Genomic DNA, 23,465 nt, shown 5'->3' on the forward strand with positions numbered 1-23,465 from the left:
GAGGAAACAAACAAAGAGGTGAATAAATAGTTAATATTTAATGACAGCGATGAATTAAAATAGCTACAAATACTACTTTTAGTTAACGTTCTCAACGGCTTTAAAACAGCAGAATCAAAATTTTTTGCAAATCTTAAAATATTTTTTTATTTTAAAAATCAAATAGTTAATCCAATTAAGCACATACTTTGTAGTGTTTTAGGGCTAACTAAACTCGCGCAATATGATCCATATCAATTTTCACGCTATACTGCTTTGCTAGTATCTCGTTGTGCTTTATTAACCCTTAAGAGAGAGTTAGTGTGAAAGCTGACAACCCCTTCGATGCATTATTACCTGCGGCAATGGCTAAAGTAGCCGAAGATGCCGGTGTCTATAAAGCCACCAAGCATCCGCTAAAAACTTTTTATTTAGCGATTACTGCTGGTGTGTTTATTTCAATTGCGTTTGTTTTTTATATTACAGCGACTACCGGTACTGCTGGCGTGCCTTTCGGCTTTGCCAAGTTGGTAGGTGGTATTTGTTTCTCCCTGGGGCTAATGTTAGTGGTGGTATGTGGTGGTGATCTTTTCACTTCTACTGTTCTGACTACGGTGGCCAAAGCCAGTGGCCGTATTACCTGGCGTCAACTGGGATGCAACTGGGTTAATGTCTATATTGGGAACCTGTGCGGTGCGCTATTCTTCGTGTGCCTTATTTGGTTCGCGGGCCAATATACTGTGGCAAATGGTCAATGGGGCTTGAATGTTTTACAAACAGCCGACCACAAATTGCACCATACTTTTGTTGAAGCAGTATGTTTGGGTATTTTGGCCAACTTAATGGTCTGCCTGGCGGTTTGGATGAGCTACTCCGGCCGTACCATAATGGACAAGATGTTTGCGATGATTTTACCGGTGGGTATGTTTGTTGCCAGCGGCTTTGAGCATAGCATCGCAAATATGTTTATGATTCCTATGGGTATCGTGATTAAAAACTTCGCGCCCCCAGAATTTTGGCAATCCATAGGAGCAGCACCTGAGCAATTTGCTAACTTAACCGTAAGTAACTTTATTATTGATAACCTGATCCCGGTCACTATCGGCAACATCATCGGTGGCGGATTATTGGTAGGTTTGACTTACTGGGTAATTTATCTGCGCGGTGACCAGCAACACTAAGTGTGGCCGCACACGGTTTTCGAAGAAATTCACATTAAAAGGTAGATGCATTATGACCGAACTTAATGAAAAATTGGCCAAAGCATGGCAAGGCTTTACCCAAGGTGACTGGCAAAAAGAAGTCAACGTTCGTGACTTCATCCAGAAAAACTACACCCCTTATGAAGGCGATGAGTCCTTCCTTGCCGGCTCTACCGAAGCGACCGACAAGCTGTGGGCGCAAGTTATGGAAGGTATCAAACTGGAAAACCGCACTCATGCGCCAGTTGATTTCGATACCGACGTAGCAGCGACCATCACCTCTCATGATGCTGGCTACATTAATAAAGATCTGGAAACCATCGTTGGTTTGCAGACTGAAAAACCATTGAAACGTGCCCTGATCCCATTCGGCGGCATCAAAATGGTAGAAGGCTCTTGCAAAGTTTACGGTCGTGAACTTGACCCGCAACTGAAAAAAGTCTTCACCGAATACCGTAAAACACATAACCAAGGTGTGTTTGACGTTTATACCAAAGACATCCTGAACTGCCGTAAATCTGGTGTACTGACTGGTTTGCCAGATGCTTATGGTCGTGGCCGTATCATCGGTGACTATCGTCGCGTAGCCGTTTACGGTATCGACTTCCTGATGAAAGACAAACTGGCTCAGTTCAACTCTTTGCAGGATGACCTGGAAAACGGTAAAGACCTGGAAATGACCATTCAGCTGCGTGAAGAAATTGCTGAACAGCATCGCGCTCTGGGTCAAATCAAAGAAATGGCAGCCAAATATGGTTGTGATATTTCTGGTCCGGCAACTAACGCCAAAGAAGCTGTACAGTGGACTTACTTCGGCTACCTGGCTGCGGTTAAATCTCAGAACGGCGCTGCCATGTCCTTCGGCCGTGTTTCTACCTTCCTCGACGTTTATATCGAACGTGATATGAAAGAAGGTAAATTGACTGAAATCGAAGCGCAGGAACTGATTGACCATTTGGTAATGAAACTGCGTATGGTTCGCTTCCTGCGTACCCCTGAGTATGATGAGCTGTTCTCTGGTGACCCAATCTGGGCAACTGAGTCTCTGGCAGGTATGGGCGTTGACGGCCGTACTCTGGTGACTAAAACCAGCTTCCGCTTCTTGAACACCCTGTACACCATGGGGCCGTCTCCAGAGCCGAACATGACCATTCTGTGGTCTGAAAAGCTGCCACTGAACTTCAAAAAATATGCAGCTAAAGTGTCTATCGATACTTCATCTGTACAGTATGAAAACGATGACCTGATGCGTCCTGACTTCAACAACGATGACTATGCCATCGCATGTTGTGTTAGCCCGATGATTGTCGGTAAACAAATGCAGTTCTTCGGCGCGCGTGCCAACCTGGCGAAAACCATGTTGTATGCAATTAACGGCGGCGTTGATGAAAAAATGAAGATCCAGGTTGGCCCGAAAGAAGCGCCAATGATGGATGAAGTGCTGGACTATGACAAAGTCATGGAACGCATGGATCACTTTATGGATTGGCTGGCTAAACAATACGTTACTGCGCTGAACATCATCCATTACATGCATGACAAGTACAGCTACGAAGCTGCACTGATGGCCCTGCATGACCGTGATGTTTACCGTACTATGGCGTGTGGTATCGCAGGTCTGTCTGTTGCTGCTGACTCCCTGTCTGCAATCAAATATGCCAAAGTAAGCACCATTCGTGATGCTGATGGCCTGGCTATCGACTTCAACATCGAAGGCGAATATCCACAGTTTGGTAACAACGACCCACGTGTTGATGACATCGCTTGTGACCTGGTTGAGCGCTTCATGAAGAAAATTCAGAAGCTGCGTACTTACCGTGGTGCAGTCGCAACTCAGTCTGTACTGACCATCACCTCTAACGTGGTTTATGGTAAGAAAACCGGTAACACCCCAGATGGCCGCCGCGCTGGTGCTCCATTCGGTCCAGGTGCTAACCCAATGCACGGTCGTGACCAGAAAGGTGCTGTTGCCTCTCTGACTTCTGTTGCTAAACTGCCGTTTGCTTACGCGAAAGATGGTATTTCTTACACCTTCTCTATCGTGCCAAACGCACTGGGTAAAGACGACGAAGTGCGTAAAGCTAACCTGGCAGGTCTGATGGATGGTTACTTCCATCACGAGGCGTCCATCGAAGGTGGTCAACACCTGAACGTGAACGTAATGAACCGCGAAATGCTGTTAGACGCGATGGAAAATCCGGAAAAATATCCGCAATTGACTATCCGTGTATCAGGCTACGCAGTTCGTTTCAACTCGCTGACTAAAGAACAGCAGCAGGATGTGATTACACGTACATTCACACAGTCAATATAAGTTCTAACTAAAATAGATTAGACTAAAAGGCTCCACCTTCGTGGGGCCTTTATTTATCCAGTATTGGAGTAACCTGCAATGTCCGTACTTGGCCGCATTCACTCATTCGAATCCTGTGGCACCGTTGACGGCCCTGGTATTCGATTTATCGTATTCTTCCAGGGTTGCCTGATGCGCTGCCTGTATTGCCATAACCGTGATACCTGGGACACCCATGGCGGTAAGGAAGTTACCGTTGAAGAATTGGTCAAAGAAGCCGTTACCTATCGCCATTTTATGAATGCTTCTGGTGGCGGTGTTACTGCCTCCGGTGGCGAAGCCATCTTACAGGCTGAGTTTGTTCGTGATTGGTTCCGCGCCTGTCACGAAGAAGGTATTCACACTTGTCTGGATACCAATGGTTTTGTGCGCCGTTATGATCCGGTGATTGATGAATTACTGGATGCCACTGATTTAGTGATGCTGGATTTAAAACAGATGGATGACAGCGTGCATCAGAATCTGGTCGGCGTATCCAATCACCGAACCCTTGAATTTGCTCGCTATCTGGCAAAACGCAATCAAAAAACCTGGATCCGTTATGTGGTCGTGCCGGGTTGGTCGGATGATGATAAATCCGCCCATATGCTGGGTGAATTTACTCAGAACATGACCAATATCGAGAAAATCGAATTGTTGCCTTATCATGAGCTAGGTAAGCACAAATGGATTGCCATGGGCGAAGAATACAAACTGGATGGGGTCAAGCCCCCTACCGCGGAGATTATGGACCGCGTGAAAGGTATTCTTGAAAGCTATGGTCACAAAGTGATCTACTGATAGCTGTCAAAATATTAGCTAATTTTCAATCAATACCGCCATGCAAGATTTTCTCGCTGGCGGTATTTTTTTGGCGGTTACACCGCGGCGAACGGCGTTTTTTGCTGATCGGGTTTACGTAGCAACATCATTAAATACACCAAAGCCACACCCGCAATCATGATAAACAATAGATTGTCTGAATAGCGCTGCATCAACAATGAAGTCATGGTCGGGCCGGTCAGACTACCGATGGTATAACTCATCAATAGCGCCTGATTCATGGCGACCAATTCATCGGCACTCGCCTTTTCACATGCCCACGCCATGGCGACAGGATAAAGGGTAAAACCGGCGCACCCCAAAATAAACAGTGCCGGTGCCAGCGCATAGTTACCCAGAATGGCGATACTACCGAGAATCACCACAAACACCTGAATCCGTAGCACCAACAAACGACCATAGCGGTCGGCCATTTTGCCTATTGGCCACTGACCAATTATCCCTGAACTGACCAGCAACGCCATCCACCATCCAACACTGGCATCACTCATTCCTTGATGCGATAAATACAACGGCAGCAGACCATAGAGCGAACCTAATAACACACCGGAGATAATGCAGCCATTAATCCCCAAACGCGCACTACGGCGCTTCAGCATCGGCCAAACGGCGATATGGGGTACATCACCGCTATCTTGATGAGAAAAATGCGCAAATAACAGCGGCAACATTGCGGTAATGACCAATGCACTGACCCACGGAATAACACTGAGTAGTTGAGTCGAGACTACCCCCAAGAGTAACTGACCAGTGACGGTGCCCAGATAGTAAACCATCATATAGGCCGCCAACAGTTGCCCTCGGTTGGTTACCGTGCCACTACGTAGTAATGCACTTTCGACAATAACCCAAATTAATGCACACGCCACACCAGCGAAAAAGCGCCAGCCTAACCAGCTCCAGAAATCAACCGACAGCATTAACCCACATGTCGCCAGCGCGAATAAAATACAGGAATAATGGTAGCTGCGATTAAAACCGAGTTGTTGGATAATCCGCCCGGCAATCAATGTCCCAACCAGATTCCCGCTAAAATACGATGAACTTACCATCCCCACTTGCCAGGTCGGCAATTGTTGATGAGATAGCCATAAGGGAACCAATGTATTTAAAACCGCGATAGAAATCGTAAACAGCAAAAGCCCACAGAGCAAAAGCAGCACCGGGCGAGAATATGCGGACATAATAAGACTGAAGCCGTCGGGACAAGAAAAGTGAGCGCATCATGCCACTGGTGATAAAAAAGTCAATTACATCACGAGAGTCGATAGCACGATATGTTGTTGGATAAATCCCTACGCGATAAATTTTGTGTATTCGCCATAACCCAAAAAAGAAAAAGCGCCCGAAGGCGCTTTATAACTACTTGATAATCAAGCGAGAGATATTGACTCGCTGTGACTAACCAATAAATTCCAAACCACCCATATAAGGGCGCAAGACTTCTGGCACCTGGATACGGCCATCTGCCTGCTGGTAGTTTTCCAGCACTGCAACCAAAGTACGCCCAACTGCCAGACCAGAACCATTCAGGGTATGAACCAAACGGGTTTTTCTGTCAGTTTTGTTACGGCAACGTGCTTGCATACGGCGAGCCTGGAAATCCCACATGTTTGAACATGAAGAAATTTCGCGATAAGTATTCTGCGCTGGCAACCACACTTCCAGGTCGTAAGTTTTGCTGGAGCCAAAGCCCATATCACCAGTACACAACAGCATTTTGCGATATGGCAATTCCAGCAATTGCAGCACTTTCTCTGCGTGACCGGTCAGCTCTTCCAATGCCGCCATAGAATCTTCAGGGCGGGTTATCTGCACCATCTCAACTTTGTCGAATTGATGCATACGGATCAAGCCACGGGTATCACGGCCATAGGAACCCGCTTCAGAACGGAAGCAAGGGGTATGTGCCGTCATTTTCAATGGCAGAGACTCTTCTTCCAGAATCTCATCACGCACCAGATTGGTCACCGGCACTTCTGCCGTTGGAATCAATGCATAGTTGCTACTGTCAGATTCTTCTTCCAGTGGTTTGGTATGGAAAAGATCACCACCAAATTTAGGCAACTGACCGGTACCGTACAGAGTCGCATGGTTAACTAAATAAGGAACATAGGTTTCCAGATAACCGTGTTTTTCAGTGTGCAGATCCAACATGAACTGTGCCAATGCGCGGTGCATACGAGCAATTTGCCCTTTCATCACCACAAAACGCGCACCAGTCAGTTTCACCGCGGCGGCAAAATCAAGCCCACCGGCCATTTCGCCCAAGGAGACGTGATCTCTCACCTCAAAGTCATACTGGCGTGGTTCACCCCAACGGCTGACTTCAAGATTATCGTTTTCATCTTTACCCACCGGAACCGAATCATCTGGCAGGTTAGGAATCGACAATGCCAGGTCGCGGATTTCGTTTTGCAACTTGTCCAGTTCGGCCTTGGCTGCATCCAGCTTTTCACCCAACTCGTTGACTTCAAGACGTAATGGTTCGATATCTTCGCCACGCGCCTTGGCCGCACCGATCAGTTTCGATCGGGAGTTACGTTCTGCTTGCAGACTTTCTGTTTCAACCTGTAAAACTTTGCGGCGCTCTTCTTGTTGGCGCAACATCTCTACATCAAGTTTAAAACCTCTGCGAGCCAGTTTTTCGGCTACTGCGTCTAGCTCATTGCGCAGCATATTGGGATCGAGCATGCTAGTCCTGTGCTTGTAGTTATGGTTACACCCTTGAACTGGAATTGCCGTGTTGTTAGCAACGCCATGCTTTGGGGTATAAAGGGTTATTGAAAATAATTTAACCACGTAAGCAGCATAAACAGCCGCTTAGCAGTCCTATATAGCGCTAACCTTACCGCAACAGCAAGGCTAGCGGTAGCGTTTTATCGGGCTATTTTGATCCTGCTCAGCCAGCCATGCCAGCTTTTCACCAATTTTGCCTTCCAGACCTCGGGATGACGGTAAATAGTAGCGGGTCGAGGCCATTTCTGGTGGAAAATAGTTCTCACCGGCAGCATAAGCATATTGTTCATCATGGGCATAACGGTATTCAGCCCCCAAACCCATTTCTTTCATGAGTTTAGTCGGCGCATTACGCAGATGTTCCGGCACATCAAAGTCAGGTTTATCACGCGCATCTTGCATTGCTGCTTTAAACGCCGTGTAAACCGCATTACTTTTCGGTGCACAGGCCAGATAAACAATTGCCTGAGCAATCGCTCGCTCACCTTCAGCCGGGCCAACACGGGTAAAACAATCCCACGCAGATATCGCCACTTGCATCGCGCGGGGATCGGCATTGCCAATGTCCTCTGACGCTATCGCCAGTAAACGCCGGGCAACATAGAGCGGATCGCCACCTGCAGTGATAATTCGCGCATACCAATACAAGGCCGCATCTGGCGCGGAACCACGAATCGATTTATGGACTGCCGAGATGAGGTCGTAATAACGATCACCTTTATTATCAAAGCGCGCGCTACGTTCACCTGATACTTCTTTCAGCAAATCCGGGGTTAACACTCGCACCCCGTTGGCATCTATTTCTGCCATATCCGCCATCATTTCAAGGCTATTCAAAGCACGGCGCGCATCGCCCCCCACCAATTCAGACATCATGCGGCGGGTTTCATCTGGCAGTTTTATATTCTGCCCACCATAGCCCCGACTGCTATCTGACATCGCTTGATCGATAACTTTTTCAATGTCTGCGGCGGTCAGCGCTTTTAGCAAATAGACGCGCGCTCGGGAGAGCAAAGCCGAATTCAGTTCAAATGAAGGGTTTTCAGTAGTGGCACCAATAAATGTGATCGTGCCATCTTCGATATGGGGTAAAAATGCATCTTGCTGACTTTTATTAAAGCGATGGACTTCATCGACAAATAAAATAGTTCGCCGCCCCGCGTCGCGGTTTTGCCGGGCGCGCTCAATCGCTTCGCGAATTTCTTTAATGCCGGAGGTCACCGCAGAAATACGTTCAACATCCGCTTGACCATAACGGCCAATAATCTCTGCCAGCGTGGTTTTGCCGGTTCCCGGCGGCCCCCAGAGGATCATTGAGTGTAATTGCCCAGCAACGATTGCCCGCGGTAACGGTTTACCCGGAGCCAGCAAATGCTGCTGACCAATATATTGCTCCAACGTCAAAGGCCGCATACGCGCGGCCAATGGCTGAAACTCATTCTGGGAAAAGTCGAGGGACATATTACTCACACTGACCTCACTGCCGCTGGTCGTCCAGCGTTACGCCTTTTGGTAGGGTAAATTTAAATTTGCTGGCATCCGCTGAGCTATTTTGCTGACCTTTCAGTGTATAAGCGCTGCGCTGCCCATCTTGCTCAACCGCAGTAAAGCTCTTGATAGTGCCCGTTGGCGTTACTGTGATAGCAAATTGCTTTAGATTGCCGCTGGCGCTCTTAGGTGTCAGCTCAAAATCGTCACCTTTCTGCTTCACATTATACTGCTTCCAATCATCCGGGTTATTGCGGGTAATAAGCATAAATGGCGTGTTACCTGTGGCATTTTTCAGCCAGGTCGCCGTTGCCTGCTCAACGAATGGGTTATAGAACCACAATGTTTCACCATCAGAAATCAAAATGCTCTCGTCAGGTGAAGTCATATGCCAGTTAAATAAATTAGGCCGTTTCACCCATAACTCACCCTCACCTTCTTGTACCGCGGCTCCCTCTGAGCTGGTCACTTTTTGTGAGAAGTTAGCATGAAAACTGTTCACCTTACTCAGGCGAGCTTGTAAGTCGGAACTGGCATCGGCCAGTGCGTGAGCCGAAATTAACCCCGATAACAGACAGCAAGCTACAAGCAGTTTTTTCATTATTCTAAATACCTTATAAAATTCTCTGATAAATATGGGGTGTACGCTTTTTTGCATAAGGGCCGCAAAGCGGCCCTGTCTATGATAACTGCCTCAGAGCAAAATATGACTACTCATGTGGCGGCGGGGCCAATACCTCACGATTACCGTTATGGCCCGGTGTACTGACAATCTGCTGGGCTTCCATCTGTTCGATGATACGTGCAGCGCGGTTATACCCGATACGGAATTGGCGTTGCACCCCGGAGATAGATGCCCGGCGTTTCTCCAATACGAAGCTCACAGCTTGATCGAACAGTGGGTCCAACTCTTCGTCGCTATCCAGGCCAAGGCTACCGCCTTCACCCTCGTCTCCGCCACTGAGAATGCTCTCAATATATTGAGGCCGGCCTCGCGCTTTCCAATCATTAACGACTGCGTGTACTTCTTGATCTCGGACAAAAGCGCCGTGAACACGTACCGGAATTGAGGAGTTAGGTGCCATATACAACATGTCCCCCATACCCAGTAGTGACTCTGCACCGCCCTGATCAAGGATAGTTCGTGAGTCAATCTTGCTGGAAACCGTAAATGCGATACGGGTTGGGATATTGGCTTTAATCAAGCCAGTAATTACATCCACTGAGGGTCGCTGAGTTGCCAGAACCAAATGAATACCGGCAGCTCGGGCTTTTTGTGCCAAACGAGCAATCAACTCTTCAACTTTCTTGCCCACCGTCATCATCAGGTCAGCAAACTCATCCACCATGACGACGATATAAGGTAATTTCACCAACATTGGCGGTGAAATATCCATGCTATCGGAGGGTTTCCAGAATGGGTCTGGAATTGGTCGCCCCATAGCTTCAGCTTGTGCAACTCGCTCATTGTACCCGGCAAGGTTACGTACGCCCAACGCAGACATCAGCTTATAACGCCGTTCCATTTCGCCGACACACCAACGTAGCGCATTCGCGGCATCCTTCATATCCGTAACCACTTCGGTTAACAGATGAGGGATGCCCTCATACACTGACAGCTCCAGCATTTTCGGGTCAATCATGATAAAACGCACATCATCAGGCGTGGCTTTATACAAGATGCTGAGGATCATGGCGTTAACACCTACCGATTTACCGGAACCGGTTGTACCCGCCACCAGCAAATGAGGCATTTTTGCAAGATCAGCTACTACCGGTTGCCCGGCAATATCTTTACCTAACACGATAGCTAACGGTGATGGATTATCACGGAATTTGGCGCAATCAAGCACTTCGCGCAAATAAACGGTCTGACGATGTTTGTTCGGCAGCTCCAATCCGACATAAGGTTTGCCAGGAATAACCTCAACCACACGCACAGCAATGGCCGATAGCGAACGGGCCAGGTCACGAGAAAGATTGGAGATACGTGAAGCTTTGACGCCAGGGGCTAAATCAAGCTCAAAGCGGGTAATCACCGGCCCTGGTGAGATACCGACCACTTCCGCTTTCACCCGATAATCCCCTAGACGCGCTTCCACCAGACGAGCCGTTTGCTCCAAAGCGAACATATCGACCGGCTCTTCTTCCGCTGGCGGTGAAGAAAGGAGGTCCAGTGTAGGTAATGGTGTTGTTGGTTTCACCAATGGTTGGTCATTACGCATCAGGAATGGGTGAATCAAACTATCCATCGCCGGGATCGGCTGCACTGGTGACACGGGCTGTGTTGATGCCGTAGGCTGCACTGGTGTTGATTGACCTGAATATGTTTGATGAGTTTGATTTACCCCTGATACCTGATAGCCCGAGACCTGTTCAGTGTGCTCTGGTACTGAAGAACTTTGCACCGGTGCAGGCTGTGCGGCTTCGTCAACATACGGCGACAACGTAAACAGAGGCTCACGCGGGCTCTCATCAACCAGATCGGCAACAGGAGAGAATGTAAAGGCACTGCGAGTATCTACCGGCTGCATCTCTTCAACAGCAACATGTTCATATTGACTATTGTCACTGTTTTCACCCTGCATTGCGCCATAACGATGTTGTTGCTGCGCGGCAAAAGCTTGTCGTAATGCCGCCTCTTGCAAGGCTTGCTCATCTTCCGGCTCAACCGCTGCGAAAGTATTCACTCCCGCATCGGCTGATTGCCCATAACGCTCAGATTGTTGATCAGCAAAGGCTTTACGCAAGATTGCCTGTTCTAATGCATCATCATCTTCAGATGCGACAGCTGCGGTGAACGGCGTCTGAGGTGCTTGTGCTTCTTGCTCACGTTGCTCCTGCTCCGCCATACGTTGAGACGGAAGTTTGATCCCGTATGATGCCAGCTCGCGCCTTGTAGGAATACGAACAGGGTTAGGCCGTGGCAACTCCGGTCCTATACCTTGTTTAACCTGCGAACTGCTATCACTGGTAGCGGTAAATGCTGGCATAAACGTAGCTGCGGCTGCACTTGCCGCGACAATCCCAACGGTAGATTCAGGGCGATTGACGGCCCCCATAGCAGCCAGACTATCAGTATCTGTGCCTAATCCTGGGTTCATATAAGGTGTATTTTCCACCTGATCGCTCTGCTGTTGTGCCGCAGAAAAATCAAATGGTGAATGGCTGACAGGGGATGTTGGTTTATCCCATGAACCCAGTTGAGGTTCAGGCCGTTCAACCGGTGGTGCCATACGTGTTGGCGCAGGAGACGTCGCTTCTTGTGGAATCTCAAAAGAATAGAGCGGCGGTGTCGCGGCGACATTATCAGCCATCGGCTCTGTACCGTGGTTGATAACGGGTTCAGACGGATTCCCTGTAGATGCTAATACCGGTTGTTCACCATTATCAGTCGCACGCAATATACTCAGTAATGGATCATAATTATTTAATGGATCATTGCTTTCAGCCGCAATTTTATCTGTCGGAATTGCTCCATCTAATATTGGACTGGCAGGTGTGTCAGTTACCGATGGTGCCGAGAACAACACATCGTCGTCATCTGCATAGGCTGAATTTGCCGCCAGTGCGGTAGTCGCGGCTACACCCGCTATCGCTGTATTATTGGCACCCTTATCTTGCTCGGCGGTATTCGCTTCTTCAATTTGGTCATCTTCATCGTCATAACGTTCTTCACGACGCGAACGATTCGTCATAAATGTCAAAGAGCCTAAGACGAGCCCACCAATTTTTTCCGCAATAACCAACCATGACCAGCCAGTGAAAAGTGTCAGACCAACAGCCCAGATACAAAGCAATGTTAGGGTCGCACCAACGCCATTGAACCACGGCAACATGGCATTACTGAATAGACTACCGATTACCCCACCAGAGGCGAAGTAATACAGATCGTCAATATTTAATGCAGCCAGCCCGCATGACGTTAAAATCAGCGCTAATATGCCAATCAGGCGCAGCGAGAGAGCAAAGTAATCGATATGTTCACTGGCATCACGTTGGCGGAATGCAGCCCAACACAACATCACCATAATGGCGGGGATGGCATAAGCCAATACACCAAAAGTGAAGAACAATGTATCGGCCATCCAGGCACCAACACTCCCTCCAAGATTATGGATAGGCTCGTGCCATGAGGTTTGTGACCAACTCGGGTCTGAAGGATTGAAACTGAGCAGCGCGGCCATAAGGAAGGCTGCCAAAATCGTTACTACAATCAAAACAGCCTCAAGCAAACGACGCCCACTGCTGAGTTTTTTCAAAGTAACTTCTTTATCTTCTGTATATTCCTGGCTCAAGAAAGGCTCTCCAGGTTCCTGTTAACTGGTATGAGTAGCAACGCCGAGAACCCTCCCGGCGCTGAAACTGTATGAATAAACAGGAGTGTAACCAAATTACTCAGGTTTTGCACCTGCCTGTTTACCGCGTTTTAATAACAAGGCGGTTACTCTGTTTCACTTCTTCCATGACTACATAGGTACGTGTGTCATTCACGCCCGGTAGGCGAAGCAAGGTCTCGCCGAGTAATGTACGGTAAGCTGACATATCAGGTACACGGGTTTTCAACAAATAGTCGAAATCGCCGGAAACCAGGTGACACTCTTGAATTTCCTCAAGATTTTTTACAGCAGCATTAAATTGCTCAAATACATCCGGAGCGCCACGATTCAGAGTAATCTCAACGATAACCAACAATGATGCATCCAAATACTGTGGATTAAGCAATGCGGTATAGCCATGAATGAAGCCCTGACGCTCTAAGCGGCGAACCCGTTCCAAACATGGTGTTGGTGACAACCCTACTCGTTTTGAAAGCTCGACGTTGGAGATACGCCCATCCTTTTGTAATTCATTCAGGATGTTACGATCTATACGATCAAGCTCTTTCCCCGGACGTTTTTTATTATCTATCATCTTATAGTCTCTCTTAATTTCCTTGAGTCTGCGACAGGCTCCAATCCGTAATAGATTGAAAACTTGTTGCAAACAACGACCCGCAGCCTGTTTTATGCAAATATATCAACACGTTGTTATCTCACACCCTGTCTGTCCAACCGCATGCGAGGTACTCGATGATTATTAGCGTTGAGGAAGAGATAGCGCATCACGAGCAACCGCAGAAACATCCCCCCTACGGTTGTTCGGGAACATACTCCACATGCCATCCAGTATTAATCGAAAACATTCCAGGGTTTTCGCTTGGTATCACTGATACCAAATCTGAAATTATGGCGCGCAGATAATTTCTTCTTCCTATGATGTTTTCGCAAATGCACAGCCGATTGTCAAAGTAAAAGAAGTTAAATCAGTAGAACGTGCCAGAATTAAAATCTCAGTCCCCTTCACTAACCTATTTTTTCACCATTTTTTTGCTATAAAATGGCAAAATTGGCATGGGGAAATTGCAAATTTTTTTTGCGTTATCGGCTTGCAAGCCACATTTTTTATGGGGTCAAAGGCTTTTAAGGCTGTTTTGTCCATAACGTAAAAATGAATTTTGGTCTAATTTGCCCATTACTCAATTTTGTTTAACCGCTAACTGCCGATTCTTAATACACTTAGTTCATTAAATAGGCATTACCTATCAAACAAATCGCTAACAACATTTTTGTCTGCTTTTTTTAATGCTCGAATTTCCCTACAATCGTTAACATTGTCCGCCATTGTGGGAAAGAGGTATTCATGAGTACGGCTAAACATAGCAAATTGATTATTTTGGGTTCTGGTCCTGCGGGTTATACCGCGGCAGTTTATGCGGCACGCGCCAACCTGAACCCCGTATTGATTACCGGAATGGAAAAAGGCGGTCAATTGACCACCACCACCGATGTCGAAAACTGGCCAGGTGATCCGGAAGGTCTTACCGGCCCGGCGCTGATGGAACGGATGCATGCACATGCAGAAAAATTCCAGACAGAAATCCTGTTCGACCACATCCATAAAGTCGATCTACAAAATCGTCCATTCCGTCTATTTGGTGATAGTGCCGAGTACACCTGTGATGCGCTGATCATCGCAACAGGTGCATCTGCACGCTATCTTGGAATGGAATCGGAAGAGGCATTCAAGGGTAAAGGGGTTTCTGCCTGTGCAACTTGTGATGGTTTCTTCTACCGTAACCAAAAGGTTGCCGTCGTCGGCGGTGGTAATACCGCCGTTGAAGAAGCACTGTACCTGGCCAATATCGCTGCTGAAGTTCATCTAATTCACCGTCGTGATAGCTTCCGTTCCGAAAAAATCCTGATCGACCGTCTGATGGAAAAAGTGAAAAATGGCAATATCGTGTTGCACACTGATCGTACGTTAGATGAAGTGCTGGGTGACGATATGGGTGTAACAGGCGTGCGGCTGAAGTCGACCAAAAACAATGAAACCGAAGAGTTAGCGGTAGCTGGCGTATTTATTGCTATCGGTCATAGCCCTAACACCGCTATCTTTGGTGACCAGTTGGCACTGGAAAATGGTTACATTAAAGTGCAATCAGGTATTCAGGGCAATGCGACGCAAACCTCAATTCCGGGTGTATTTGCAGCGGGTGATGTTATGGACCACATCTACCGTCAGGCAATCACCTCTGCGGGTACCGGCTGTATGGCCGCGCTGGATGCAGAACGCTATCTTGATGGGTTAGTTAACGATAAATAGCATCTGACATAATTGATCCACCGAATACAAACGGGCAGCTGACAAATATGTGAGCTGCCCGTTTTTAATTTCTATTGGCCCTTTATTTTGTATCTCAGCATGTCAATGAAAAACAGCAAATTATAGATATCGACTAATGCGGCAACTATCACAAGCATTATGGTTTCACCTCATGGCATGACGAGGTAATATTGCCCCTCGCTGGTTTGCCATCTCGAAAGGTGACAACCATTTTTTGACATTTTCCCGTACTTTGCGCAGACAAATTGCCCGATGAATAAAACACGACAGTATGAGTTGATTCGTTGGCTGAAAAAACAAAGCGCCCCCGCGCAACGTTGGCTCCGCCTGTCCATGTTACTTGGCCTCCTCAGCGGATTATTGATTATTGCTCAAGCATGGCTGTTAGCCACCTTGCTGCAATCTTTAATTATCGATAAAGTCCCCCGCGCAGAATTAATCACTGATTTTGGTTTGCTGGCAGGAACCTTCGCCGTGCGCGCCGTGATCAGTTGGTTACGTGAGCGAGTGGGGTTTATTTGCGGCATGAAAGTGCGCCAACAAATCCGCAAAACAGTATTAGACCGATTAGAACAACTCGGCCCTGCCTGGGTAAGAGGCAAACCAGCCGGAAGTTGGGCGACGATTATTTTGGAACAGATTGAAGATATGCAGGATTACTATTCTCGCTATCTGCCACAAATGTATTTGGCTGTTCTTATTCCGGTGCTGATTCTCATTGCTGTCTTCCCGATCAACTGGGCGGCAGGTTTAATTCTATTCGTCACCGCGCCGCTGATCCCTTTGTTTATGGCACTGGTGGGAATGGGGGCAGCCGATGCTAACCGGCGTAATTTTGTAGCATTGGCCCGCCTGAGTGGTAACTTCCTCGATCGTCTACGCGGCCTGGACACCTTACGGCTATTTAACCGCGCTAAAGCGGAAACAGACCAAATCCGCGAATCCTCAGAAGATTTCCGCCGCCGCACGATGGAAGTGTTGCGAATGGCCTTCCTCTCCTCTGCCGTATTGGAGTTTTTCGCCGCCATTTCCATCGCAGTTGTTGCTGTCTATTTCGGCTTCTCTTATTTGGGAGAATTAAATTTTGGCAGCTACGGCCTTGGTGTCACACTGTTTGCAGGTTTTCTGGTTTTGATTTTGGCACCTGAATTCTTCCAGCCATTGCGAGATTTAGGCACGTTTTATCACGCCAAAGCACAAGCTGTTGGGGCTGCTGAATCACTGGTTACCTTTTTGAGCACTGACGGTGAAACTATTGGCCGGGGTGATAAAGTTCTTGATGGCACTGATTCCATCGCTCTCGAAGCAAATGAACTGGAAATACTATCTCCTACGGGTACCCGTTTGGCTGGGCCACTAACGTTCTCCCTATCAGCGGGGAAACGAGTTGCTATCGTTGGTCTGAGTGGTGCGGGCAAAAGCTCATTGCTTAACCTGCTATTGGGTTTTTTACCTTATCGCGGCTCATTAAAAATCAACAATATAGAGTTGCGTGAATTGGATCCGCAAACCTGGCGTGAGCAGCTAAGTTGGGTCGGACAGAATCCGCACTTGCCGGAACAGACACTGGTTGCCAATATTTTGCTGGGCCAACCTGATGCTAACAATGACCAATTACAACTGGCGATTGAACGCGCGTATATCAATGAGTTCCTCAATGACTTGCCGCAAGGGTTAGATACGGAGGTCGGTGACCATTCAGCGCGACTTTCTGTTGGGCAAGCCCAGCGAGTAGCTGTTGCCAGAGCATTGCTGAACCCATGCCGACTCTTGCTATTAGACGAACCTACGGCCAGTTTGGATGCCCATAGTGAGCAATTGGTCATGAAAGCGCTTGAAGAAGCCTCTCGTAGGCAGACGACACTGCTGGTCACTCATCAGTTGGAAGATACGTTGGGATATGATCAAATCTGGGTGATGGATAATGGTCTTTTAATTCAACAAGGTGATTACTCCAGCTTAAGTCAAGCTGACGGTTCATTTGCCAATCTGCTGTCCCACCGCAGTGAGGAGCTTTAATCATGCGAGTACTTCTCCCCTTTCTGGCGCTGTATCGCCGCCATTGGTTCCTAATTTGCCTGGGTATTGTGTTGGCAATCATCACCCTACTCGCCAGTATCGGATTGCTCACTTTATCCGGTTGGTTTTTGGCAGGAACCGCCATTGCTGGCCCCGCAGGATTGTATACGTTTAACTATCTGCTCCCTGCGGCAGGTGTGCGAGGTGCTGCGATTACCCGAACAGCAGGCCGCTATGCCGAACGCGTTGTCAGCCATGACGCAACATTTAGAGTGCTGGCACATCTACGGGTATTTGCATTCCAGAAAATCTTACCACTTTCCCCTGCAGGTATTGCTCGCTTTCGCCAGAGCGAGTTACTGAACCGCCTGGTTGCCGATGTCGATACACTCGACCACCTCTATCTGCGGGTCATATCACCATTGGTTGCTGCTGTTGTCATCATAGCTGCCGTAACCTTTGGCCTGAGTTACATTGATGTCAATTTAGCATTGACGCTCGGTGCCATCCTACTTGGGTTGTTATTGTTAGTGCCGTTGATTTTCTATCGTGCTGGTAAGCCTATTGGCCGCGATTTAACTAACCTGCGTGGCCTTTATCGTTCACAACTGACTTCTTGGTTGCAAGGTCAAGCCGAACTATTGGTTTTCGGAGCATTACATCGTTTTCGTGCTTCATTAGAAGAGATTGAACAGCGTTGGATGATTCGCCAAAAGCAACAAGCATCCTTGGCGGGTTTATCTCAGGCTTTAATGATTCTGGCTTCAGGTTTGACTGTCACATTAATTTTATGGCGAGCCGCTGACGGAATAGGAGGTGACAGCCAGCCAGGTGCATTGTTGGCGCTGTTCGTTTTCACATCGTTGGCGGCGTTTGAAGCTCTGTTACCCGTTGCAGGTGCTTTCCAGCACTTGGGGCAAGTTATTGCATCAGCGACTCGTGTTAGCCAGCTAATGGAACAAAAACCCGAAGTGATATTCCCGACCAGCGGCCCCGCTGTAGCCCAACAGGTAGCGCTAGAAGTGACAGGGTTGAGTTTTACTTACCCACAGCAACCCTTACCTGTTTTACAGAATATATCGCTGTCACTGGCCGCAGGGGAGCATATCGCACTATTGGGTCGTACGGGCTGTGGTAAGTCCACACTATTACAGTTACTAACCCGAGCATGGGATGCCAATGAAGGTGTCATTACGATAAACGGGAAACCTTTAGCCAGTTTCGATGAAACGACACTGCGCCAAATGATGACAGTGGTCAGCCAGCGGGTGCATATTTTCAGCAGTACATTGCGAGAAAATCTATTGCTGGCCTGCCCTACTGCAACAGATGAACAGCTAAAAATTGTTTTAAAACAAGTTGGCTTGGCTAATTTGCTAGATAACGATGAAGGGCTGAATGCCTGGATGGGGGATGGTGGGCGGCCATTATCTGGGGGGGAACAACGTCGCTTAGCTATTGCTCGTGCGCTGCTGCATCCAGCACCGCTGCTGCTTCTCGACGAACCCACCGAAGGATTAGACGCAGAAACTGAGCAACAGATTCTCACGTTATTACGCCAACACTGCCAGCATAAGAGCCTGATTATTGTCACACATCGCTTGTATGGGTTGGAATTTATGGATCGAATCTGTGTTATGGATGGAGGAAAGATAGTTGAGCAAGGTAGCCACCAAAACTTGTTACAAAACAAAGGGCGCTACTACCAGTTCCATCAGCGGCATTAATACGCAGATGGTGTGCAAGTAAAGCGCCTAAACACAGACAATAGACAGATAATCAGCAAGTTTATAGCTAGTATTAAGTAAAGCTGCTGAAACCAAAGCAATATTATTGTTATTGATGATTATATCCAAAGTCATTAGAGCCACAGCCGAAGATGCAGCGAATACATCGTCGATAGCGCTGTGGTTCCCAATACAACGGGGATGCCCAAATGGGCCTGTAAGTGTCATCAAGGGGATTTATGCGCATCACACAGCTCTCTTCTCAATCATTTGCGTTCCCCTCGCCTGAGCTGGCTCTGCGCGAACCAAACGGATTGTTGGCCTTAGGGGGAGATCTATCTCCTCCTCGTTTGTTGGCCGCCTATGAACGGGGGATTTTCCCCTGGTTCAGTCCTGGAGAAATGATTTTATGGTGGTCACCTGACCCTAGAGCTGTATTGTACCCAGAAGATTTACATATCAGCCGTAGCATGCGGCGCTTTCTGCGCAACTGCCCTTATCGATTTACGCTCAACCACGCTTTTGAAGATGTTGTCCGTGCCTGTGCCACCCTGCGTGATGAGGGAACCTGGATTGGGGATGATGTACAGCAAGCTTATTACCAGTTACATACACTGGGCCACGCCCATTCTGTAGAGGTTTGGTTGAAAAATGAACTGATTGGCGGTTTGTATGGTGTTTCAGTGGGCTCACTCTTTTGTGGTGAATCCATGTTTAGCAGGGCTAATAATGCCTCAAAAAGCGCTTTAATGGTTTTTTGTCATCATTTTACCCGTCATGGTGGAGAACTGATTGACTGTCAGGTCCTCAACGCTCACACTGCGTCGCTGGGTGCGATTGAGATCCCACGCAACTTTTTTTTGCAACAGTTGAGTCAACTCCAGTTTAGTCCACTACCGGCTGAATGCTGGTTACCGCAATCGTTGAATGTTTCATCCACGATGCAGGTAAAACTCAACCGTTGAAAAGAACCCCACATTAGGCTTTATCCCCTCTTCCCGGCAGACTAATTTTGCTGAAATGGTGCGATGACCGCCAACACTTCTTTACATAATGTGGGTTTTTCGGCATTATCTTGCCGGTTAAAAACTAAGGTAGTTACACCTAGAGGATTCGATGGCCAAAGAAGACAATATTGAAATGCAGGGCACCGTTCTTGATACGCTGCCGAACACCATGTTCCGTGTTGAATTGGAAAACGGGCACGTGGTAACCGCTCATATCTCCGGTAAAATGCGTAAAAACTATATCCGCATCCTGACGGGTGACAAAGTCACTGTAGAGCTGACCCCGTACGACCTGAGCAAAGGCCGCATTGTCTTCCGTAGCCGTTAATCGGCTAATCTGTCGCCAGTTTAAAGGCTGGCGAGCTCTGAGGATGTAGTCCCCACCTCCGGCGCCCTTTCCATTTAATGGCAGGGCGTTTTGCGTTTTCTTTTATTTGTCAATTTAGTGCATTTATTCACCATACAAATAAAAGTAAAATGTGCAAAGAAATAAAAAGGGCGATAGCTAAATTAGCTTATCGCCCTTTATTTTGTTCTAAATATGCAGTTACAGCACAGTTAGCAAATGGCTAACTTAGTGAACTGCACCTTCAGTTTTGCGTTTTTGTGCGCTCTGGAACTCATAAGCCAACTGTTGTTTTTCTTTATCCAATCCAACAGTGACTGAACCACCATCAACCAGAGAGCCAAACAACAATTCGTTAGCCAGCGGTTTCTTCAAGTTTTCCTGAATCACCCGAGCCATTGGCCGCGCACCCATCGCCTTGTCGTAACCTTTATCAGATAACCAATCACGTGCTTCTTCACTGACTTCCAGTGATACACCTTTAGCATCTAACTGCGCCTGCAACTCAACGATAAATTTATCGACCACTTGCTGGATAACAGCAGGTGACAAGTGGTTAAACCAAATAATGTTATCCAACCGGTTACGGAATTCCGGAGTAAACACTTTTTTGATCTCTTCCAGCGCATCAGTGCTGTTGTCCTGCTGTTTAAAACCAATGGAAGTACGCTGAGTTTCGCGCACACCGGCATTGGTGGTCATCACCAAAATGACGTTACGGAAATCGGCTTTACGACCATTGTTATCGGTCAGCGTCCCGTTATCCATCACCTGCAACAGCAGGTTAAACACATCCGGGTGCGCCTTTTCAATTTCATCCAGCAGCAGAACCGCATGAGGATGCTTAATAACCGCATCGGTCAACAGGCCACCTTGATCGTACCCAACATAGCCTGGAGGCGCACCAATCAAGCGGCTAACCGTGTGGCGCTCCATATATTCAGACATATCAAAGCGCAACAGCTCAATATCCAGCGCTTTGGCCAATTGCACCGTCACTTCTGTCTTACCAACCCCAGTTGGGCCAGCAAACAGGAATGAACCAACAGGTTTGTGCTCATGCCCCAAGCCCGCGCGACTCATTTTAATAGCCTCAGATAACGCCTCAATGGCCTTATCCTGACCGAACACCAGCATGTTCAGGCGGTCACTCAGGTTTTTCAGCACATCGCGATCACTGGCTGACACCGTTTTTTCCGGAATACGGGCGATGCGGGCAACCACAGACTCAATATCCGAAACATTGACCGTTTTCTTGCGTTTGTTCACCGGCATCAGACGGCTACGTGCACCAGCTTCGTCAATCACATCAATGGCTTTATCTGGCAGATGACGGTCATTAATGTATTTGACCGATAACTCCACCGCCGCACGGATTGCTTTTGCGGTATAACGCACATCATGATGCGCTTCGTATTTTGGTTTCAGGCCGTTGATAATCTGGACGGTTTCTTCCGGCGTCGGCTCAGTAATATCAATTTTCTGGAAACGACGTGCCAGCGCCCGATCTTTTTCAAAGATATTGCTGAATTCCTGATACGTGGTGGAGCCAATGACTCGAATTTTGCCGCTGGAAAGTAGCGGCTTGATCAAGTTAGCAGCGTCTACTTGCCCACCAGATGCAGCTCCGGCACCGATAATTGTATGAATTTCATCGATAAACAGGATGCTATCTTTGTCATTTTCTAACTGTTTCAGCAGCGCCTTGAAGCGTTTTTCAAAATCGCCACGATATTTCGTTCCGGCCAGAAGTGATCCGATATCCAAGGAATATAATGTGCATTCTGACATGACTTCAGGAACATCGCCCTGCACGATACGCCAGGCCAAACCTTCGGCGATAGCCGTTTTACCAACGCCAGATTCCCCCACCAATAGTGGGTTATTTTTACGCCGACGGCACAATACCTGAATGGTGCGCTCCAACTCTTTATCGCGGCCGATAAGTGGATCAATGCCGCCAACACGGGCCAGTTGGTTCAGATTGGTGGTGAAGTTCTCCATACGGTCTTCCCCTCCTGCCTGTTCTTCATTCACCGGATTTTCTGTATTCGGTGCCTGACCCGGTTCGTCCTTACGGGCGCCGTGGGAAATAAAGTTCACTACATCCAGACGGCTGACATCATGCTTACGCAGTAGGTAGGCCGCCTGGGACTCTTGTTCACTGAAGATGGCGACCAACACGTTGGCACCAGACACTTCATTGCGCCCTGATGATTGCACGTGGAAGACCGCACGTTGTAACACGCGTTGGAAACTGAGCGTCGGCTGGGTGTCGCGCTCTTCTTCACTGACGGGTAAGGTCGGTGTGGTTTGTTCAATAAACGCTTCCAGTTCCTGGCGCAACGCCACCAGATCAACCGAACACGCCTCCAGCGCTTCCCGCGCGGCTGGATTGCTTAGCAATGCCAGCAACAGGTGCTCCACGGTCATAAACTCGTGTCTGTGCTCACGCGCTCTGGCGAAAGCCATGTTGAGACTGAGTTCAAGTTCTTGATTGAGCATAGGCACCTCCCAATAATTGCCTTAATCAGGCTTTTTCCAGCGTACAAAGCAACGGATGCTCGTTCTCCCTGGCGTATTGATTTACATGTGCGACTTTTGTCTCTGCCACTTCGGCAGTAAAAACACCGCAAATCGCCTTTCCTTGATAATGCACATTGAGCATCAGCTGTGTTGCACGTTCAATATCATAAGAAAAGAACTTTTGCAGAACGTCAATCACAAATTCCATCGGAGTGTAATCGTCGTTGTTAAGTATCACTTTATACATAGACGGCGGTTTGAGCGCCTCGATTTGTTTATCTTTGACTAAATGTTCAAAATTTAGCCAGTCGTTGTTCTTCCCCATTGCCTGCCCATCGTTTCACTGAACCACTCAGGAGCAATACTTCACTCCGGTTATAAGACCATTTCATACAGATATCTATTATTATTTTAACATCACTTATGTCATAACGCCGCCAGAGAAAGAAGTCAGTATTTTCGCTTTAAAAACGGTTAAATTGTATCCAAATAAAGACAATAGCGTTAGCTACATCAAACTTTGAAGAACTGCCTTGCCCAGACAAAAGCGCCCCCCTTGACGTTAAGGCCATTTCCACTAGAGTGTATTTT

General features: G+C 47.7%; 16 protein-coding genes. 8 read left to right on the forward strand and 8 right to left on the reverse strand.

The annotated features are described in order from the left end of the window. The first annotated feature begins 302 nt into the window (after positions 1-302). From focA to pflA, 3 genes are all read left to right on the forward strand, one after another. Complete coding sequence (focA, locus tag HU019_RS00570) at positions 303-1,160, forward strand: formate transporter FocA (RefSeq protein ID WP_050078460.1); 858 nt, start codon at positions 303-305, stop codon at positions 1,158-1,160. 52 nt (positions 1,161-1,212) lie between these two features. Next, the gene (pflB, locus tag HU019_RS00575; protein ID WP_174847062.1) at positions 1,213-3,495 is read left to right on the forward strand and encodes a formate C-acetyltransferase; all 2,283 of its coding nucleotides are present in this window, start codon (positions 1,213-1,215) and stop codon (positions 3,493-3,495) included. A 78-nt stretch (positions 3,496-3,573) separates the two neighbouring features. Beyond that, positions 3,574-4,314 (forward strand): pyruvate formate lyase 1-activating protein, encoded by a 741-nt coding sequence (gene pflA, locus HU019_RS00580; RefSeq protein ID WP_005171041.1) that lies wholly within the window; start codon positions 3,574-3,576, stop codon positions 4,312-4,314. A gap of 77 nt (positions 4,315-4,391) precedes the next feature. On the opposite strand, the gene HU019_RS00585 is transcribed toward pflA, so the two are convergent. From HU019_RS00585 to lrp, 6 genes are all read right to left on the reverse strand, one after another. After that, positions 4,392-5,540, reverse strand: coding sequence for an MFS transporter (locus HU019_RS00585; protein ID WP_050078461.1), 1,149 nt, complete (start codon positions 5,538-5,540; stop codon positions 4,392-4,394). Between the two features lie 217 nt (positions 5,541-5,757). Continuing rightward, entirely contained in the window at positions 5,758-7,050 is a 1,293-nt protein-coding gene (serS, locus tag HU019_RS00590; protein WP_005162747.1) for a serine--tRNA ligase, read from the reverse strand. A 171-nt stretch (positions 7,051-7,221) separates the two neighbouring features. Then, on the reverse strand, positions 7,222-8,565 hold the full coding sequence (locus HU019_RS00595) for a replication-associated recombination protein A (protein WP_174847061.1): 1,344 nt from the start codon (positions 8,563-8,565) through the stop codon (positions 7,222-7,224). Positions 8,566-8,572: 7 nt separating this feature from the next. Then, on the reverse strand, positions 8,573-9,184 hold the full coding sequence (lolA, locus tag HU019_RS00600; protein WP_174847060.1) for an outer membrane lipoprotein chaperone LolA: 612 nt from the start codon (positions 9,182-9,184) through the stop codon (positions 8,573-8,575). Positions 9,185-9,293: 109 nt separating this feature from the next. Beyond that, complete coding sequence (locus HU019_RS00605; RefSeq protein WP_174847059.1) at positions 9,294-12,881, reverse strand: DNA translocase FtsK 4TM domain-containing protein; 3,588 nt, start codon at positions 12,879-12,881, stop codon at positions 9,294-9,296. A gap of 121 nt (positions 12,882-13,002) precedes the next feature. Next, complete coding sequence (gene lrp, locus HU019_RS00610) at positions 13,003-13,497, reverse strand: leucine-responsive transcriptional regulator Lrp (RefSeq protein WP_002211340.1); 495 nt, start codon at positions 13,495-13,497, stop codon at positions 13,003-13,005. Between the two features lie 768 nt (positions 13,498-14,265). Here lrp and trxB point away from each other — a divergent pair. The 5 genes from trxB to infA all read left to right on the forward strand — a co-directional run bounded on the left by trxB (position 14,266) and on the right by infA (position 20,330). Next, on the forward strand, positions 14,266-15,228 hold the full coding sequence (trxB, locus tag HU019_RS00615; protein WP_046050702.1) for a thioredoxin-disulfide reductase: 963 nt from the start codon (positions 14,266-14,268) through the stop codon (positions 15,226-15,228). Between the two features lie 273 nt (positions 15,229-15,501). Beyond that, positions 15,502-17,268, forward strand: coding sequence for a heme ABC transporter permease/ATP-binding protein CydD (cydD, locus tag HU019_RS00620; protein WP_174847058.1), 1,767 nt, complete (start codon positions 15,502-15,504; stop codon positions 17,266-17,268). 2 nt (positions 17,269-17,270) lie between these two features. Next, on the forward strand, positions 17,271-18,995 hold the full coding sequence (cydC, locus tag HU019_RS00625; RefSeq protein WP_174847057.1) for a heme ABC transporter ATP-binding protein/permease CydC: 1,725 nt from the start codon (positions 17,271-17,273) through the stop codon (positions 18,993-18,995). Between the two features lie 239 nt (positions 18,996-19,234). Continuing rightward, positions 19,235-19,960 (forward strand): leucyl/phenylalanyl-tRNA--protein transferase, encoded by a 726-nt coding sequence (gene aat / locus HU019_RS00630; protein WP_174847056.1) that lies wholly within the window; start codon positions 19,235-19,237, stop codon positions 19,958-19,960. Between the two features lie 151 nt (positions 19,961-20,111). Further along, complete coding sequence (gene infA, locus HU019_RS00635; protein WP_002211347.1) at positions 20,112-20,330, forward strand: translation initiation factor IF-1; 219 nt, start codon at positions 20,112-20,114, stop codon at positions 20,328-20,330. 246 nt (positions 20,331-20,576) lie between these two features. Here infA and clpA read toward each other — a convergent pair whose 3' ends face one another. Then, complete coding sequence (gene clpA, locus HU019_RS00640; RefSeq protein WP_050078470.1) at positions 20,577-22,853, reverse strand: ATP-dependent Clp protease ATP-binding subunit ClpA; 2,277 nt, start codon at positions 22,851-22,853, stop codon at positions 20,577-20,579. A gap of 25 nt (positions 22,854-22,878) precedes the next feature. After that, positions 22,879-23,199, reverse strand: a complete 321-nt coding sequence (clpS, locus tag HU019_RS00645) for an ATP-dependent Clp protease adapter ClpS (RefSeq protein WP_004389612.1) — start codon at positions 23,197-23,199, stop codon at positions 22,879-22,881. Positions 23,200-23,465: the final 266 nt, after the last annotated feature.

It is taken from the genome of Yersinia artesiana (genome assembly GCF_902726545.1).
Classification (GTDB): domain Bacteria; phylum Pseudomonadota; class Gammaproteobacteria; order Enterobacterales; family Enterobacteriaceae; genus Yersinia; species Yersinia artesiana.

Bases quoted from the DNA above. Each gene is read 5' to 3' on its own strand.
- infA (WP_002211347.1), top strand. From the start codon at position 20,112: ATGGCCAAAGAAGACAATATTGAAATGCAGGGCACCGTTCTTGATACG.
- cydD (WP_174847058.1), top strand. From the start codon at position 15,502: ATGAATAAAACACGACAGTATGAGTTGATTCGTTGGCTGAAAAAACAA.
- lrp (WP_002211340.1), bottom strand. From the start codon at position 13,497: ATGATAGATAATAAAAAACGTCCGGGGAAAGAGCTTGATCGTATAGAT.
- clpA (WP_050078470.1), bottom strand. From the start codon at position 22,853: ATGCTCAATCAAGAACTTGAACTCAGTCTCAACATGGCTTTCGCCAGA.
- lolA (WP_174847060.1), bottom strand. From the start codon at position 9,184: ATGAAAAAACTGCTTGTAGCTTGCTGTCTGTTATCGGGGTTAATTTCG.
- aat (WP_174847056.1), top strand. From the start codon at position 19,235: ATGCGCATCACACAGCTCTCTTCTCAATCATTTGCGTTCCCCTCGCCT.
- serS (WP_005162747.1), bottom strand. From the start codon at position 7,050: ATGCTCGATCCCAATATGCTGCGCAATGAGCTAGACGCAGTAGCCGAA.
- HU019_RS00585 (WP_050078461.1), bottom strand. From the start codon at position 5,540: ATGTCCGCATATTCTCGCCCGGTGCTGCTTTTGCTCTGTGGGCTTTTG.
- cydC (WP_174847057.1), top strand. From the start codon at position 17,271: ATGCGAGTACTTCTCCCCTTTCTGGCGCTGTATCGCCGCCATTGGTTC.
- pflB (WP_174847062.1), top strand. From the start codon at position 1,213: ATGACCGAACTTAATGAAAAATTGGCCAAAGCATGGCAAGGCTTTACC.
- pflA (WP_005171041.1), top strand. From the start codon at position 3,574: ATGTCCGTACTTGGCCGCATTCACTCATTCGAATCCTGTGGCACCGTT.
- clpS (WP_004389612.1), bottom strand. From the start codon at position 23,199: ATGGGGAAGAACAACGACTGGCTAAATTTTGAACATTTAGTCAAAGAT.
- trxB (WP_046050702.1), top strand. From the start codon at position 14,266: ATGAGTACGGCTAAACATAGCAAATTGATTATTTTGGGTTCTGGTCCT.